18 protein-coding genes and 1 pseudogene are annotated in these 16,106 nt (G+C 53.8%); 5 read left to right on the forward strand and 14 right to left on the reverse strand.

Annotated features, from left to right (window positions below):
* Positions 1 to 222: 222 nt before the first annotated feature.
* On the reverse strand, positions 223 to 447 hold the full coding sequence (locus tag KIH86_RS09095; RefSeq protein WP_223084115.1) for a hypothetical protein: 225 nt from the start codon (positions 445 to 447) through the stop codon (positions 223 to 225).
* A gap of 146 nt (positions 448 to 593) precedes the next feature.
* Entirely contained in the window at positions 594 to 1,142 is a 549-nt protein-coding gene (locus KIH86_RS09100; RefSeq protein ID WP_223084116.1) for a LysR family transcriptional regulator, read from the reverse strand.
* Between the two features lie 146 nt (positions 1,143 to 1,288).
* On the opposite strand from KIH86_RS09100, the gene KIH86_RS09105 reads away from it, so the two are divergent.
* Positions 1,289 to 1,801, forward strand: coding sequence for a GNAT family N-acetyltransferase (locus KIH86_RS09105; RefSeq protein WP_223084117.1), 513 nt, complete (start codon positions 1,289 to 1,291; stop codon positions 1,799 to 1,801).
* Between the two features lie 121 nt (positions 1,802 to 1,922).
* On the opposite strand, the gene KIH86_RS09110 is transcribed toward KIH86_RS09105, so the two are convergent.
* Together KIH86_RS09110 and KIH86_RS09115 are read right to left on the reverse strand one after the other, a co-directional pair.
* A complete protein-coding gene (locus KIH86_RS09110; RefSeq protein WP_223084118.1) occupies positions 1,923 to 2,177 on the reverse strand; it encodes a hypothetical protein in 255 nt (84 codons plus the stop codon).
* A 53-nt stretch (positions 2,178 to 2,230) separates the two neighbouring features.
* The gene (locus KIH86_RS09115) at positions 2,231 to 3,424 is read right to left on the reverse strand and encodes a cell wall-binding repeat-containing protein (protein ID WP_223084119.1); all 1,194 of its coding nucleotides are present in this window, start codon (positions 3,422 to 3,424) and stop codon (positions 2,231 to 2,233) included.
* Between the two features lie 161 nt (positions 3,425 to 3,585).
* On the opposite strand from KIH86_RS09115, the gene KIH86_RS09120 reads away from it, so the two are divergent.
* The 4 genes from KIH86_RS09120 to KIH86_RS09135 all read left to right on the forward strand — a co-directional run bounded on the left by KIH86_RS09120 (position 3,586) and on the right by KIH86_RS09135 (position 8,274).
* Positions 3,586 to 5,211, forward strand: coding sequence for a glycosyltransferase family 39 protein (locus KIH86_RS09120; protein ID WP_235775328.1), 1,626 nt, complete (start codon positions 3,586 to 3,588; stop codon positions 5,209 to 5,211).
* Positions 5,181 to 5,444 (forward strand): hypothetical protein, encoded by a 264-nt coding sequence (locus tag KIH86_RS09125; RefSeq protein WP_223084120.1) that lies wholly within the window; start codon positions 5,181 to 5,183, stop codon positions 5,442 to 5,444. Before KIH86_RS09120 ends, KIH86_RS09125 begins: the two co-directional genes overlap by 31 nt.
* Before the next feature lie 475 nt (positions 5,445 to 5,919).
* The gene (locus tag KIH86_RS09130; protein ID WP_223084121.1) at positions 5,920 to 6,378 is read left to right on the forward strand and encodes a MarR family winged helix-turn-helix transcriptional regulator; all 459 of its coding nucleotides are present in this window, start codon (positions 5,920 to 5,922) and stop codon (positions 6,376 to 6,378) included.
* A gap of 66 nt (positions 6,379 to 6,444) precedes the next feature.
* Positions 6,445 to 8,274 (forward strand): ABC transporter ATP-binding protein, encoded by a 1,830-nt coding sequence (locus tag KIH86_RS09135; protein ID WP_235775329.1) that lies wholly within the window; start codon positions 6,445 to 6,447, stop codon positions 8,272 to 8,274.
* 16 nt (positions 8,275 to 8,290) lie between these two features.
* Here KIH86_RS09135 and KIH86_RS09140 read toward each other — a convergent pair.
* The 10 genes and pseudogenes from KIH86_RS09140 to anfG form a co-directional block, all read right to left on the reverse strand.
* Positions 8,291 to 8,643, reverse strand: a pseudogene (locus KIH86_RS09140) (UTRA domain-containing protein); the annotation flags it as partial.
* 57 nt (positions 8,644 to 8,700) lie between these two features.
* Positions 8,701 to 9,093 carry a hypothetical protein gene (locus tag KIH86_RS09145; protein ID WP_223084123.1) on the reverse strand — a complete coding sequence of 131 codons (393 nt, stop codon included), beginning with the start codon at positions 9,091 to 9,093 and terminating at the stop codon, positions 8,701 to 8,703.
* A 52-nt stretch (positions 9,094 to 9,145) separates the two neighbouring features.
* The gene (locus tag KIH86_RS09150) at positions 9,146 to 9,967 is read right to left on the reverse strand and encodes a stalk domain-containing protein (RefSeq protein ID WP_223084124.1); all 822 of its coding nucleotides are present in this window, start codon (positions 9,965 to 9,967) and stop codon (positions 9,146 to 9,148) included.
* Between the two features lie 333 nt (positions 9,968 to 10,300).
* Positions 10,301 to 11,155, reverse strand: a complete 855-nt coding sequence (locus KIH86_RS09155) for a beta/alpha barrel domain-containing protein (RefSeq protein ID WP_235775331.1) — start codon at positions 11,153 to 11,155, stop codon at positions 10,301 to 10,303.
* The gene (locus KIH86_RS09160) at positions 11,139 to 12,215 is read right to left on the reverse strand and encodes a homocitrate synthase/isopropylmalate synthase family protein (RefSeq protein ID WP_223084126.1); all 1,077 of its coding nucleotides are present in this window, start codon (positions 12,213 to 12,215) and stop codon (positions 11,139 to 11,141) included. Before KIH86_RS09160 ends, KIH86_RS09155 begins: the two co-directional genes overlap by 17 nt.
* Positions 12,212 to 12,892 carry a pyridoxamine 5'-phosphate oxidase family protein gene (locus tag KIH86_RS09165; RefSeq protein ID WP_223084127.1) on the reverse strand — a complete coding sequence of 227 codons (681 nt, stop codon included), beginning with the start codon at positions 12,890 to 12,892 and terminating at the stop codon, positions 12,212 to 12,214. Before KIH86_RS09165 ends, KIH86_RS09160 begins: the two co-directional genes overlap by 4 nt.
* Positions 12,892 to 13,623: a type 1 glutamine amidotransferase gene (locus KIH86_RS09170; protein ID WP_223084128.1), complete on the reverse strand. Its 732-nt coding sequence runs from the start codon at positions 13,621 to 13,623 to the stop codon at positions 12,892 to 12,894. The genes KIH86_RS09165 and KIH86_RS09170 overlap by 1 nt, the downstream gene beginning before the upstream one ends.
* A 26-nt stretch (positions 13,624 to 13,649) precedes the next feature.
* Entirely contained in the window at positions 13,650 to 14,111 is a 462-nt protein-coding gene (locus KIH86_RS09175; protein ID WP_223084129.1) for a hypothetical protein, read from the reverse strand.
* A 229-nt stretch (positions 14,112 to 14,340) separates the two neighbouring features.
* The gene (gene anfK / locus KIH86_RS09180) at positions 14,341 to 15,726 is read right to left on the reverse strand and encodes a Fe-only nitrogenase subunit beta (RefSeq protein ID WP_223084130.1); all 1,386 of its coding nucleotides are present in this window, start codon (positions 15,724 to 15,726) and stop codon (positions 14,341 to 14,343) included.
* Between the two features lie 18 nt (positions 15,727 to 15,744).
* Positions 15,745 to 16,098 carry a Fe-only nitrogenase subunit delta gene (anfG, locus tag KIH86_RS09185; RefSeq protein WP_235775330.1) on the reverse strand — a complete coding sequence of 118 codons (354 nt, stop codon included), beginning with the start codon at positions 16,096 to 16,098 and terminating at the stop codon, positions 15,745 to 15,747.
* Positions 16,099 to 16,106: the final 8 nt, after the last annotated feature.

Consider the following 16,106-nt stretch of genomic DNA (forward strand, 5'->3'; position numbering starts at 1 on the left):
CCAATTCAATTGAATTCTCCAAATCGAGGTTTCCATCACAATCGAACACAGTATGTGCAACAAAACCTTCAATAACATATATCAAATCTCCTGTAGAACACTCACTTGTTACGCTCATAATTACAATCCCCTTGTTTATATTTCCGAAGTTGCCGAAGGCAACACTCTATCATGTTTGTGGAATAAATGAGTTTGCAGTTTCCGGTGCCCCCTGATGCCTTATCATACGCCCAAATTGGGCTTCGACTTCTCCAGAGCCTCTGATAAAAAGTCGATATAGACCGAGATTTCCTCCGTCAAAAACACATCATTTCGTTTCACATAGCCCAATTGAATCTGATCACCTCCATCCAGGGGAATAGAGATGATGTTTGGGTCTATGTAATTTTGGACGAGGCAACCCGTTCCTAGATTATAGCCATCCGTGTTGGAGAGCAGATTATTCATCGTGCCTCGATCCTTTAGGTAGACTACTTTCTCGATTTTTTCCACATTGATGGCTTCTTCTGCAAAATGAAGCAGTACATCATCCTTTTGATACGTCAGATAAGGATAATCTTTCAGCTGCTCTATGGAGATATGCCCGAGATGGGCTAAAGGATTTTGCGAAGGAAAACATGCTGCTTCAGTGAATCTATGGGGGTAAAAGTTAACGATTTCGAGGTGAAATAACGCTTGAAAAAGTTCTTGTTCAGTTCGGTTATAGATAATATCCCAAGAATGCTTCGGCTTGCGTAGACTTCTTCAATCACATCATTGGTTCTTCCTTCCCGAATGGTCAGCTCATATTTCCGTTCCGCAAACTCATTCATCAGATTTGCAGCAGCCTCTATGGCGAAACCGTAGTGCTGGGAAGAGATGGACAGCTTTGTAATTTCCGTTGTATGGCGCTTGTTAAAATGATACACAACGGACTCCATCTGCTCCAGGAGCATCTTGGCGTAGAATAATAAATCGGCCCCTTCTTTAGTAAAAGCGACCCCTTTGTTCTTCCGGTCCAAAATGATAATTCCCAGCTCGGCCTCGAGTTCCTGAACGGCTTTACTGATACTGGGCTGCGTTACATAAAGGGCGGACGCGGCTTTGCTGATCGAGTTGTGTTTGGCGATTTCTACGATATACCGAATTTGTTGAAACGTCATATCCGCACCATCCTTAATCGTCTGGAAAAAACTTGCTATAACTTCATCCTATAGCAAACGATTGAAAAGATCAATTTTACGGATCATGACGGGCGTTGTTAAACTATAAAAAATATAAATCCACTAGAAAGGGATGTCAGTATAGCATGATAAGAGAGGCTACTGAGAAGGATTTGCCGAATATTTTGGATATTTATAACGAGGCGATATTGCATACAACGGCTGTCTATGACTACAAGCTTCATACTCTGGAAGATAGGCAACAATGGTACGACAAGAAGAAGCTGGACGGGTATCCCTTGTTTGTTTATGAAAAAGATGATAAGGCTGTAGCATTTGCTACCTTCGGTCCGTTCAGGGCATGGCCAGCTTATAAATACACGATTGAACATTCGGTGTATGTCAGTAAGGAGTACAGGAGTGAGGGTATTGCAACAAAACTAATGCAAGCCATTATTCAAAATGCTAATGAGAGGGAGTATGCGACGCTGGTTGCCGGGATCGATGCTGCAAACGAGATCAGCATAAGCCTCCATGCAAGATTGGGATTTGAATACGCCGGAGTCATTAAGAAAGCAGGATACAAATTTGGCAAGTGGCTGGATCTTGCTTTTTATCAATTGGAGTTGAATGGTCCGAAAGTGCCTATAGAAGGATAAAGTGCCCACGCTGTTGCATTTATCTGCGATTTAACCTCTTCTAGTCCTTTATGAAAAAGCGCACCGACCTCAAAGGCCGGCGCGCTACATCCCTCATATCCATCTGAGTTCTTGCAGCTGTTTAAATCGAGCCCATCATTCCGCTTCCCGATTTCATCATCCCGCCGGATTTCATCATCGTTCCGGCATTGCCGCCTTGCTGCTGACAGGCATTATGCATCTTCTCCAGCTGCTGATCGCTCAGCTTGGGATGCATCTGCTTCATAAACGGAAGCATCTGCTGAAAGCTGCTGTTCGTGTCAGCCGCATATACGGCAGTGCCGATGCCCAGCGTCAGAACGATGGCGCCAAGGCTGATCCAGAGCTTCTTTTTCATGGTTATCGCCTCCTTTCAAGTACGCCGCAAGAGTGAAAACAACAGTTCCCCGGCTAATGCCCGGAATGCGGGTTCCCGCCGTCCACCGGCGAAATCTCCAGCATATCGTCGATTTCGGACTGGGCCTTGGCGGTGATGGACTCCTCACTGCCGGTAATCCAGGCGTGATTGTACGGCCCTTCCGCCGGTGAATCCTTGTATTTCGGCATCAGCTCCATTAGGTAGCTCATGACAGAATCCGGCATGCCGGATTTCTGGGTGAACAGAAGCGGCGCATGCTTGCCGAGATGGCTGAACGGAGCAGCGGCGATTGCCAGCGCCGGAGAATCGGTAGTAACGAAGGATACGTTATGACCCGGCGTCGTGATGCCCCAGCCGAAGCCGTTCGACGAATCCTTGAACTTGGCAAAAGCAATCGCGTTGTCATAAGGATCGCTGCCCGCGATCCGGGTTACGGTCCCGTAGGCTTGAAGCCATTTCTCCACGTCAGCAGATACGGCGGATTCAGGTCCGAGAATATAAATCGAAGCCTTGCCGGAGCGCTGCTCCAGCGCCTTGGCCGTGGCGTCCGGAACCTTGTCTTTGCTTACATACAGCAGCGGCTCGGGCATATGCGCGATCCAGTTCACCGCTGGCAGCGTATATTCCGGGCTGTCCGACGAGCCAACGATGACTCCCATCGGCAGCTCTCCCACGACTTTGGCGTAATACGCATCAATCGCGGCGGCCACAGCAGCCGGGTCATCGCCTTCGATTTGATCGGTCTTCAGCTTGAGTCCGTCAAGCTGTTTCCTGGCGTTGTCCGACACCGGCCCTACAATGACCAGTTGAATGCCATCGTTCGAATCGGCGCCCTTCGGATTCAGCCGTTTCAGTTCATCCAGCGTCGCCTGCGGTACGCTGTCCTTGCCAATGTAGAGCACCGGGCCATTGCTCGGATGATGGATCAGATCGGTTGCAGCCGCAGCGATCTGCCAATTGTTCACATCCGTCACAACGACGGATGAAGGGCGGCTGCCCTCGGACTGCGCCGTCCAGAGCGTCTGCGATACGAGGACCGCCGCCTCCACCGGATCACTTGTATTAATCCGTGTGGTATTTTTAGTACCAATCCAAGGCGTTGAAATGTCTGAGTTGTTCGCATTTCCGCTCTCTGCGGCTTCATTCGACTTGCCGCCCGATGCGCATCCGGCCAGCGCGGCGGCCAGCAGCAGAACGGCAGCTCCCAGCTTCCATTGATTTTTCATGAGTTGACATCCTCCTGTTCCGTCAGGTTGGCTTCCATGCTTTTAATATATCCCTTAAATATGTGGAAACGATGGAGAGAGCCGTCGCCGCATTATTTTTTCAGCCAGCATTCAACTTCCTTAATTACCATAAAGCAAAACGGAGAGATAAGGAGTGTTCTATGCTGCAACGACTGACAGCCAAAGCCTTGTATCTGCTGCTTGCCCTGTTCATGGGGCTCTTCATTGTATCGTCAATGTTCATAAGAGCAAAGTATAACTATGGAGTGTACGATGATACGCCGATTTTGGAATCCCAAAAGCCCGGAATCCTTATTCTGCTTGTCATCCTGCTTCTCCTATCCGGCATTGCTCTCTACCGGCTTTCTTTACGGCTGAATAAATTCAGCATGAAGGTCATGATTCCGGTGACACTGCTGATTTCCTTTGCCGTGCAAATCGCGATTATCTTCCTGTTCCCAAGAGTGCCTACCGACGACTCCGACACCGTGCTGCAGCTGGCGCTGAATATGCTGTACGACAAGGATTATTCATCCTTTCAGTCCGGCGGGTATCTGTATATGTTTCCTTTTAATTTCTCGATCGTGCTGTATTTGAAGACATTGCTCGCCATTTTTCCCGACAACTATCTAGTGATCAAGACGTTCAACATCCTGTTCACGCTGGCAACGACGCTGATGATTTATTTGATGTACAGAGAGTTGAACGGCAAATCAGAAGACAAAGGATATGGAGTCCTGATCGCCGCAGCCGCGTTTATCCCGTCATTGTTCATGAACAATCTCATTTATAATGATGTAATCGCAACAGCGTTTCTTACCGCCGCCATCTATACGTGCATCAGATTCGTCAAGCGACGGTCCATCAAATATGTGGTGCTGTCAGCGATTTTGCTGGCGATCGGCAACTATTTTCGAAGCATTGGCGCGCTCGTGCTGATTGCCGCGTGCATCTATCTTCTCTTGTCCCTGAAGTCCATCGGGGTAAAAAAAGGCATTCTCGCCATTTGCATTCTGGGTCTGGCCTTCAACATTCCGAACTGGACGCAAAATGCAGCATTGCAGGCATCCGGCATCGTGGACAAACCTGTAGATGAGAATTCCGCTCCCGTCTATATGTGGCTGAACATGGGGTTCAATCTGGAGACTTGGGGCTTCTGGGACAACAGGGAGAGCTACCGCATTTATCAGAATGACGCCAACTACAATAAAGAGGAAAGCACGGTCTTGTTCAAAGAATCCATTCAAAACAAGCTGGCTGAAGCCTCTATGTCCGATATCGTGAAAATGTATTACAAAAAAATCATCTGGACCTGGACGGAAGGAACCTACCAGCTCGACAGATATGGCATCGGCAATCAAGGCTCCGCCGGCGGCGGGGGAATGAACCGGGGATTTCTGATGGGTAGCTACAGCTACTCGACCGCTGCGACTGAGAGCTTCACCAGCGATTCTGCCTACCGCTCCGGATTGCTGTGGATCGTCTATGTCACGAACCTGCTGATGTATGTGTTCACGCTTGTCCGGCTGATCGGCGGGGTCAAATACCGGAGGTATGGCGAAGTTTTTCTGGTGCTGGTGATACTTGGTTTTATCGGTTTTTATATGCTGTGGGAGATTAAAGCCCGGTACATCTACCCGGTATATCCGCTGTTCATCGTTCTATCGTGCATGGGCTTCAAAGACTTCTATAACGCCTGGCTGACCAAGTATATTCCTCTGTTCCGGCCGGTCCAAGGAAGAGAGGTGGCAGCATTATGCGATCAAAAATCCGCAAGCTCCTCCTGATTCTGCTCGCAATCAGCACGCTGCTGCTGACTTCTTGTACCGCGATCACGGCGCAGCAGATTACGAGGTCCGATTCCAGCCAGAACCGGATGAATGGCGGTGGAGGCATGGATCGCGGAGGGCGCGGCCCCGGTATGGATAATGGCACATGGGGTAACGGCGCAAGAGGCAATGGGACAAGAGACAACGGCGCTGGAAATAATAGTACTGGAAGCCCCGGGGGCAGGAACTAACGGCGTCGGAAACAGTGGCACGGAAACAGCGGAGCGAGGTCAGGAAGTAATGTAGCAGGAAATAGCGACGCAAGAAGCAGTGGCGCCGGAAACAGTGATGTAGGAAACAGTGGCGTGGGGAACAGCAGCGCTGGAAACAATGACGCAAGAACTAACGGCGCTGGAAACAGTGGCGCAAGGGGTAGTGGCGCTGGAAATAATGGCGGCGCGCCCGGGATGTGCGGCAGCGAAGGTCCAAGCGTTGGCAACCCATAGCGAAAAAAAGCGATTAGCCTATGCAAGAAATGGCCACCGCCAATGATTGAAGCCCAGCCCTTGGAGTGTCACGCTGAGGGATGGGCTTCTGTTCTGTTTTTTACTGTGGCACCCTCAGCTATTCCCGTTATGGATTATTGAGTAAATTCCGCTTGCTCGAGTTTAGTTTATATTGTAAACTGTTATCAACAATTACTATTTACAAGGATGACTGTTCCGATTGACAACTATTCCCGAGGTGAATGCCATGAACAATGCCAGCCAAACGGCAAGCGTGTACGACTCCATTTTCTCCGTAGCCCGCCAGCTCAAGCGACTCGCCCACCAGAGCGCGGCCGAAGTCGGCCTGACCGTCCATCAGCTCGATATTCTCCGGCATATCGTGAAATGTCCAGGCCTGACGCAGAAAGAAGTGACCGAGCGGCTGCGGGTGCCCAAGAGCCGGGTGAGCCTGCACATCGACACCTTGGTTGAGCAGGGACTGGTGCTGCGGGAGCCTTCCCCCCAGGACCGCCGGGAGACACTGCTTACCGCAACGCCGGAAGGAGCTGCCTTATCCGCACGGTACGAGCAGGAAGATTTGGCGCATCGGGCGCTGGACGCGGCGCTGGATGCTTTTTCTCCGGAAGAAGTGGAGCTGCTGCTTGCCATGCATAAGAAATTGCTTCAGAAGCTGTAAATGAAATAACAAAGACTAATCCTGTAAAGCTGGTGATTCATGATGTCAAGAATCGGAGGACCCACCATGGGAAAAATGAAGTTCGACGATGCCCTCGGCAAACCCGATTTATCCAGGGCGATGCTGGGAAGAATCGCGGGCTATTTTCTCCCCTATTGGAAACAGGCGCTTGTGGTGCTGGCTGTACTGTCGGCAACCTCGGTGCTCGGCCTGCTCCCGCCGCTGCTGATTCAGCGGATTGTCGATCATGCCCTGCCGGAGAAGAATCTGCGGCTGCTGGTCTATCTGGTCGGAGCCTCTCTGGGCGCCACGGTCATCTCGGGCCTCCTGGGCGTGCTGCAGAGCTACCTGAACTCCTACATTTCGCAGAGCATCGTCTATGACATGAAAAATCAGATGTACCGCCATCTTCAAAGCATGCCGCTGCAATTCTACACAGGGGTTAAGCAGGGTGAGGTCATCACCCGGATGACAAGTGATATTTCGGGGATTCAGGGAGTGTTCAGCGGGACGATTGTGAATTTTACAAGCAATCTGCTGATGCTGATAACAACGGCTGGAACGCTGTTTTGGATGAACTGGAAGCTTGCTCTCGTCAGCCTTTTTGTCGTTCCCTTGTTCGTGGCTCCTACCCGCAAAATGGGCAGTGTGCGCTGGAAGATCGCGAAGGAAACCCAGGAGAAAATCTCGGACCAGAACCATATCATCGAAGAAACGCTTTCCTTAAGTGGCTACATGCTGATGAAGCTCTTCACCCGCGAGGACCGCGAACGTTCCCGCTTCACCGCAACCAATGCAGAGACAACGGCGCTGCAGATTCGCGAGTCGATGGCCGGACGCTGGTTCATGATGCTGGTGAGTACCTTCGCCTCCATCGGTCCGATGCTGATCTATCTATATGGTGGCTATTTATTCATCCATGGCGAAATTTCGGTCGGGGCTATCATCGCTTTTGTTGCTTTGCTGGGACGGTTGTATGCGCCAGTGGGTCAGCTGACGAATCTGTACGTGGACATCAAGCGTTCCGTCGCTCTGTTTCAGCGTATTTTCGATTACTTCGATATGGAGCCGCAGATCATCGACGCGCCGGATGCGGTCTCCAGTGCGCTTGCCGGAAGCGGCATCGAATTCCGGAATGTCGGCTTCTCCTACCAGTCCGGCAAGCCGGCACTTCAGGGCATCTCTTTCAAGGCGGAGCCCGGAACGATGACCGCTCTTGTCGGTCCCAGCGGCGCAGGCAAGACGACGATCACGAATCTGATCCCCCGTCTCTACGATGCGGATTCGGGGCAAATTATGATCGGCGGCAGAGATATCCGCAGCCTTACCCTGCATTCGCTGCGATCCGGCATCGGCCTGGTCACTCAGGATACGTATCTGTTCAACGGAACAATCCGGGAAAATCTCATGTACGCCTCGGAGGACGTTGCCGAGGAAGACCTGATCCGGGCCTGCCGGGCGGCCTATATCCATGACTTCATTATGGGTCTGCCGGAGGGTTATGAGACCATTGTCGGGAACCGGGGCATCAAGCTGTCGGGCGGCGAGAAGCAGCGGCTCTCCATCGCCCGGGTGCTGCTGAAGAATCCGCCGATCATCATTATGGATGAGGCGACCTCATCGCTGGATACCGCTTCGGAATTCTTTGTCCAGCAGGCCATGAATGTGCTGCTTCAGGACAAGACGAGCATCGTGATCGCCCACCGGCTGTCCACGATTATGTCGGCAGACCGTATTCTTGTCGTCAATGACGGGCAGATTGCCGAGGAAGGACGCCATGAGGAACTGCTGTTGCAGAACGGGGTATACAAAGACCTGTACGACAAGCAGTTCGGCAGACAGGCGCTGGACCCTGAGCAAGCCAAAGAGGAGGAAGGCTCTCCTTCCTTCCCGTAAGCGGCGAGTTTTTTAACTAATGCGCTCTGCGGGCGAAATCGACGAACTGGAACTTGTCCAGCCGATGCCTGGACTCGGTATAATGAAACAGCGTCGTATCCTTGAGATACACAAAGTTGCAGACGACCACAACATGCGCTCATGGCGCCAAGATCCAGCAACTCCCGGTCTTCCTCTGTCGCCGGCTCGGCCGAGATCCCTTCTTGGCATAGCTGATCTCCAAATGAAGCGTATGCTCAAGATGGTCGTATATGGAATGCGACGCGATTTCGGGAGTCAAGGCATCAACGAGCGCAGGCAGAAAATAGTCCTTGTCCAGAATGACCCGCTCTCCTTCGATCTCGCGGGCGAGCGGATCATCTCCCACACCGGCGCGCCTGTTTCAATATCCAGATAGGCGGCGATGGAACGGGAAGCCGGACGCCCTCAAGGCGCCTCCAAAATGGATAGCAATTCAGCCGTATCCTCCGCTCTCGTCTTGCCGTACCTGGACTTCGATTCGATCACAACCTCGAATCGGCTCAGGTCCGGCGTACGCCATAAATCATAGACAGCGGTTTCCGCAGTTGCCGGATTCAGCGTTCTGATGATGTAGTCGGGCGGGCGTGACATGGATACCACGGCATGCTCCCAAGTAGCCTGCTCCATAATATTCATGAACCCGCCCACCACAGCTCGATCTTCTATGTGCTTATAGACAGCATAATCGTTCACGTCCGGGCGGCTGATCTCAAGACCGGTCACGGCATTAGTCTCATGCCTTCCGATCCCGGAGCTGTCCAGGAGGAAAGCAACAAGCAAAAAGATCATTCTCAGCATGATGCCTTCCCCTTCCGAGGCTTTAGTGAACAGCTTTTTGTGAACAGAAAGATCAGGGAGTGGCGGTTTGCAGCAATCTCCCTTTGACAAGCACCAGCTCCACCTCGTTGAGAGAGCCGCTCACGGCTGTTTCTATAACAAAGCCATCTTTGCTGACCGCAGGTCTATTCCGGCTGGGCTTCGGGAATTGAACCGAGTCTTTTGTCAGCAGATAGAGGGCCACATCCTCCCCGCCAGCGGGAACATCGGCGCCGGTGATGTTCTTCGCCCGGACTTCGAAGCTCTTGTCCGCCGAATCAAAGGTGTAGGACACCGGCATGAAGGCGTCATTGCTCACAATCGGCCGGGGCGGCGCCGTCCATGCTCCATGTTCAAGATCCTCCAGCGTTAATTTTATCATATCCGTCTGCATCAAATCGTCGCCCGCAAGCTTATACAGATGATTCTCCGCATCATAATTGCCATCAACGCCCAATTGGCCCGCAAGCACGCTGACCGGTATGTACAGGGAATTCTGAACGAGGGCAGGAGCCGTGTCCATTTGAACACCGGAGCCGTTCGTCATCACCGTTCTGGAGCCCATCTGGAATTGAACCGTTCTATCGTTCATGCTTATTTCAGCTGTCTTGGCTTTGGCATTATAATCAACCTTTGCGCCCAGCAATTGACTGACGGAACGGAGCGGGATCATGATCCGGCCCTGGCCGTCCACATAAGGAGCCTTTGGCGCCGTATACAGCACATAGTAATCATTGATTTTCAAGAGCACCGGATACTTCTTCGGAGCCGCTGAAGCCTTCCCGGATGGCACGCCGCTGCCGAGTAAAATACTGATACACGCTGCCAACAGAGCGCTCTTCGTTCTTCTTTTCATACAAGACAGGCCTCCCTCTTTTCTCCTCTTCAATACTCTGACGCAGAAAAGTCTGGAAAAGTTGCGTTCGCTCGCCGGAATACGCAGGAGTACGGAGAGTGCAAAGGAATACGCAAGAGTGCGAGGGAATGTGCTGGAGTGAAAAGGAGTGCAAAGGTGCAGGGAAGAACGCAATGGAACAGGATTTCAGTCTCAGCAATCATTTCCCGAGGCTCCAAAGGCAGGCTCTAACAACAGACTCCAACGGCAAAAAACCTTTGGCGCGCCAAAGGTTCAAGCCGGAGACTCGAATACTCCCGTATGATGGTTAACGTTTGAGCTTGTGTATGCCTATTACATATTGATGGCACCCAGCACGGAGCGGCCGTGAGATGCCTGTCTCCCGCTCGCTCCGGCTACCATCTCCGAAAGTGCGGGCAGCTCGCTAAGTCTAACCCCTGTGTCAAGCTGCAAAAGGGTCCGGACAGCAGACGCCACCTCCTCCAGAGCGGCATTCCCCGCCCGTTCCCCAATGCCCGAGACGGTAACGCTGGCAAGTGCCGCTCCTGCCTGAAACGCTGACAGCGTATTGGCGGCGGCGAGGCCGAAGTCATTGTGGCCGTGAAACTCCACGGGAAGAATCGACCGGTCCGTTAAATACCGAACCGCCCGGAAGGTCTCGAACGGATCGAGGCAGCCGACTGTGTCGGCGAACCTCAGCCTCTCCGCCCCACCGGCAGCAGCCGCATCCGCATAGCGCAGCAGAAATTCAGGGTCGGCGCGCGAAGCATCCTCGGCCCCAACGAAGGGGATGCAGCCCAGACTGCGGGTGAAATCCAGCATGTCCCTGAGCCGCTCCAGGACCCACTCCTTACTCTTGCGAAGTTTGTGGCTGATATGCAGGTCAGAAACCGGAAGCGACATATGGATATAAGTGAAGCCGCAGTCGGCCGAAGCCTGGATATCGCTTCTCTCCGCCCGGTTCCAGGCGATCAAATCGGCTTCCAGCCGGAGCCTCATCATCGCTCTCAGCGTCTCGCATTCCTCTTGCCCCATCGCCGGAATCCCGGCTTCGATCCATCGGATGCCCGCCCTGCTGAGTCCGAAAGCGATCCGGAGCCGTTCCTCCGGCGAGAAGACGACTCCGGCTTTCTGTTCGCCGTCTCGCAGCGTAGTGTCCACGATCTCCGGATTAACGGATCTCTCCATCTTCACCGCGCACCTCCCGATATAGCTCCATCAGCTCAAGATCATTGACCGGCCGCTTGCGGACCGCCGCCCGTTCCCTAACCTTCGTCAGCAGCAGCGCCGCCTCATCCGAAGGAAGCGGCTGATTCCACTCCCTGAACTTCAGCCGCAGAGAAGCCGTCCCCGAATGCTTGCCGATAACCAGCTTGCGTTCCAGTCCCACCTCTTGGGGAGATAGAACTTCATACAATCCCGGGTGCTTGGAAATCCCGTCCACGTGAATGCCGGATTCATGGGCAAATACCTGCGGCCCGATCACCGCCTTATCGTCCGCAAGCGGGATGTTCATCGCTGACAATACGGCTGCGCAATCGGCCGCCAGCGACTCCGTCGGAACCGGCAGCGGCTGCCGCCACAGTGTTTTGAGCACCATGAGCACCTCTTCCATCGCCGCCCGGCCTTTCGGCCCGACACCGGCGACGGAAACGCCGAGATGCGAAATCCCCGCCTTCATGGCGGCCAGGGAGTTGGCGGTAGCAAGACCAAGCAGGTTGCCTCCGCAAAATTCAACTGGGCAGATGGCCGATTTGATCAGCTCATTCATGCGGCTTCTGGCGATCAGCGGATCGAGGCGGCTGCGGCTGTCGTAATAGACAAGCCGAGCCACGCCGTACCGCTGGATGAGCGGCCAGTATAGATCAAAGCATCCGCTCCGGCCCGGCGTGGCATCTTCAACGACAAGGTACGTCTCTGACGCGAAATCCTGCGCTGCCTCAAGAGCGGCCTCCAGCTTGAACAGCGAGGTCCGGTTGAGGGAGTGGCTCCACAGCACGGCAACCTTGGTAAATCCCATCGCCCGGGCCAGCGCCAGATCATCGCTTGCGGGACGAACGCGGCAGCGGATGGAGCCTTGAAGCTCATCGCTTAGAGCGGCGCTCCGGTAAGCGTGAATATGCCGAAGATACACGTCGAACGTATGAACGCCGTACCTGTGCAGCATCGACATGATGTCGTATACCCCATCCAGCGGTACAGACCTGCGGAACGCCTCATCGAGTGTATAGTCGATAAGCTCGATCATTGGCCATTCGCATCCGGCGGCCCGGGATGGCCTATTCCCCCATGTGGGCCCGCCCCCCCCATGTGACCGGGGTGCCCTGCAGCGCCCGGATGGCCAGGATGACCCGGTCCGCCCGGATGACCGGGATGGCCCGCTCCCGGGTGTCCGGGATGACCGTGACCGGCCGGGAAATCCGGAACGGCGTCATTCGCCTTCGCCGTAATATGCACCGGCGTAATCTTGACGACGGCAACGGCATTGCCGTCCATCGCGGAGCGGTATTTCTCGACCATCGTCTCGGAAATTGCCCGCTTGTAGAAGCCCGGCGTGAACTTGTCCAGAATCGCCTGCAGCACGCCGGTTGCCTCGCCTACATCCTCCACCTTCTCCGCCCGCCCGAAGATCATAACGCTCTTGTAGGACGTATCCGCCTTGCAGGGAACGGGATCGGAGATCGTGCCGTTCTCGCGGAACACGGTGAAGCTGACATCCGGGTTGTCCTTCAGGAGGCTCAGCTTCTTGCCCGAACCCATCCCGTGAAAATAGACCGCCCCGTCATGCCATACATAATTGACCGGCACCGCATACGGGTATTTGTCGCCTGCGATGCCAACGACGCCTACCCGGGACCCCGACAGAAATTCCCCGATCTGATCCTGATCCTTCAGGTTTCGGGCTGTGTAGCTGACTTCCTCCATCAGATGATCACCTTTCTTCCCTGTGCCTTGGGGTCACTCGCTTCCAATCTTGCCAGCAGCTCCGCCATCCACGCATTGTTCCGCTTCAGATGCTCGGGAGACCCAAGAAGCACCTGCTCCGGTGTCTGCACATAGGCGGCAGCCTTCATTTCATGCCCGGATTCCCGGATGTACCCTTCCACGAGCTCCTGCGTGTTCTCCAGATGGAATTGAAGCCCGATCACGCGCTCTCCGTACAGAAAGGCCTGATGGGAACAGACCGGACTGTCCGCCAGCACCACCGCCTCCTGGGGCAGAATGCTGAAGGTATCATAATGCCATTGAAACACCGTGGACTCCTGCGGGAAGAACGAAAAAACCGGATGCAGCTGTGCCCGTTCATTCCAGCGAACCGTGTGCCAGCCAATCTCCGGCTGCGGCCCCTTCGTCACCTTGCCACCGATGACATCGGAGATCAACTGGGCGCCGAGGCAGAGGCCCAGCACGGTTTTGCCGCTCTCGATAGCGCTGCGGATCAGCTTCTTCTCCGAAATGAGCCAGGGATATTCTTCTTCCTCGTAAATGTTCATGGGTCCGCCCATGATTACCAGCCAATCGAAATCCTCCGGTCCGGGCAAGGAATCCCCTGCAAAAAACCGGGTCCGGGTAATCTCGAACTCCCGCGAACGGGCCCACTCCAGAATGCTGCCGGGATGTTCCAGCTCAATATGCTGCAAATAATGAAGACGCACGTTCTTCCTCCTCCGGTGGTTTCTCTTCAGCCTACTTCCCGCTGGCTGTCAGCTGCACGCAACTTGGCGAATTCAGCCAGGGCTTCGGCGACCGTGACCGGATCGAACAAATCCCGGACCGCTTCGCACATCCCAAGCACCCGGTCCGCATCCTGCGGCTCCGGTGTTCCGTGAAAATAGTCATCCAGCGAGCAAATGCCGAAAATAAAATCAAGCGAACGAATCTCCTTGGACAGCTCCGCAGGGAACGAAACCACCGTTTCCGCCGCATTCATGAGACAGATATAATTGTGGTTGAGCGGAGGCGCGTCATACAAGTAGCACATGGCGACCAGATAGCGCTCCAGCGCCACACAAGCCACATTGAATACGAGACTGTAACGCTGATCCTGGCTCTTGAACTGCTCCGCTCTGCTATGATAGGATAACGCAGCCCGGTAATTATCCTCAAACGTCTCCAGATCGAGCGGGTTCATGTAGATCCCCATTCCTGTCAGCCTCCTTCAGTTTGATCATGACTACGGCAGCGCAGCACGCCTAACGGGAGTTGCCGGTGACCCGCAAGCGGGAAACCGGCTGTTATAAGAAACATTCCTACCCATAGGCGCAAATTGCATCTGTCGCCTTTCTGAATCTTCATTCTTCTGTTCGGCTTACCATCAAGGCCAGCGGCCCGGCGGCTTGCCGATTTTCGGATGCACCTGCCTGCTTATCGGTTTACCACACGTTCAGCAGCCATTCCTTGTTCTTCTTGTATTCCATATCGGTGAAGAATGTGTTGGCCATTTCCTCGGCGAGCCAGATTGCGCCTTTGTAGCCGACTACCGGGTGACGATACAGTCCGGCACGGTCATAGGTCGGGAATCCGACCCGAACCATCGGGACGTTGTAATCAATCGAGATGAACCGGCCCTTGGAATGGCCGAGAATGAGATCCAGCTCCAGACCATCCTTCAGACGGCTTTCCAGGTCCATCAAGTCCGCGTTCATGATAATTTCCATGGGGAACTCGACATTTTCCTGAAGAGCCTTGATCCGTGGATCAGTCTTGTAGCCCGAATGGTCATCGCCGAGCAGCAGCAGAACGGGCTTCATTTCAAGATCCAGACAATATTCGGCCAGTCCGATTACAAGATCCGGATGTCCGTAGATCGCCACTTTCTTATCCGCGAGGAACATATGCGTCACGTCGGTGATCGCGTCAATCGCGATACCGCGTTCCTTGACAAGCGACTGCGGAATCGGCTTTCCGGTCATTGCCTTCAGGTTCTGCAGGAACGTATCCGTATTACGGATGCCGATCGGTGTCGGGCCAATGATCGTCGGCAGATCGAATTCGTTCTCCAGATACTTGGCCGCCCGGCCGCCTTCATAGCGGTTTAGCGCGATCGTGCCGATGGCATTGGCCGTTCCCTGCAGATCCGCGATCGTTGTCGTACCATGCGACTCGCCGCTCTTGTCAGGCATCAGCGGAGAATCGAATTCCTCGATTTCGAACAGCACGGTTGCGTCGATGTCCATCGCGGACAGCAGACCTTTCAGAACCGTCACGTCGCCTGGATTGACCCAGCCGGTGATCAGATTCAGCTTGCCGTTCGGCTCGCCCTTCTTGGCAAAATACTGCACGAACGCTTCAACACCTACGTCATATCCAGTTACATGGCTGCCGACGAAGCTCGGCGTATGGATGGCGACGAGATGCACCTCGCGTCCGGCATACTTTTCCTTCAAGAGACCGTTGTTCAGCTTCGTAATGACGCCGTCCACGTCATCGCCGATAACCTCGGTCGAGCAGGTGGTAATGATCGGTACTACCTTCACATCCGGGTAACGCATCAGCAGAACGTCAACCGCTGTCTCCACCCGGTCCAATGCGCCGAATACGGCGCCGTCTTCATGCACTGAGGACGAAGCCATCAGGAAATTGTCCTTGAAATGCTGGGAGAACCACAGCCGGACGAACATGACGCAGCCTTGTCCTCCGTGCACGATCCCAATACAGTCTTTGATGCCGATACTGGCAAATTGCGCGCCCGCGGGCTGGCAGGTGAAGATCGGATTGATGACGCCGGCGCGCTCTTTTGGTTTTAAATCGCAAGACATCCGCGTTGCCCCTCTCGATTAATATTGTTTGACTGTCAGTTCCTCGTTCAGGGAACCGGTAATGCACACATAGTCGATGCGTTCCTTCAGTGCAGCTATAAGCTCCTTGATTTCGGCCACATTCATGTCATTCAGCCATTCGAAGCGTTGTTGATACGCCTCAGCCAGACAGACTGCATCGGCATAATAACACCGGTCCTCAGCCGTTTCCCTGACGACGGTCTCGCCGCACAGAATCTTGGAGGTCATTCCCAGAATATTCTCGTTCTGCCGTTCTCTGTCCCAGGCGCGGGAATGGAACTGCCAGAGACATTTCTTCAGAATATAATCCTCCATCAGCGCGATGCGCTCATTCAGCACTTGCTCTTCCACGTTCTTCT

Origin of the sequence: Paenibacillus sinensis (assembly GCF_019904155.1) — a bacterium.
Classification (GTDB): Bacteria; Bacillota; Bacilli; order Paenibacillales; family Paenibacillaceae; genus Paenibacillus_AQ; species Paenibacillus_AQ sinensis.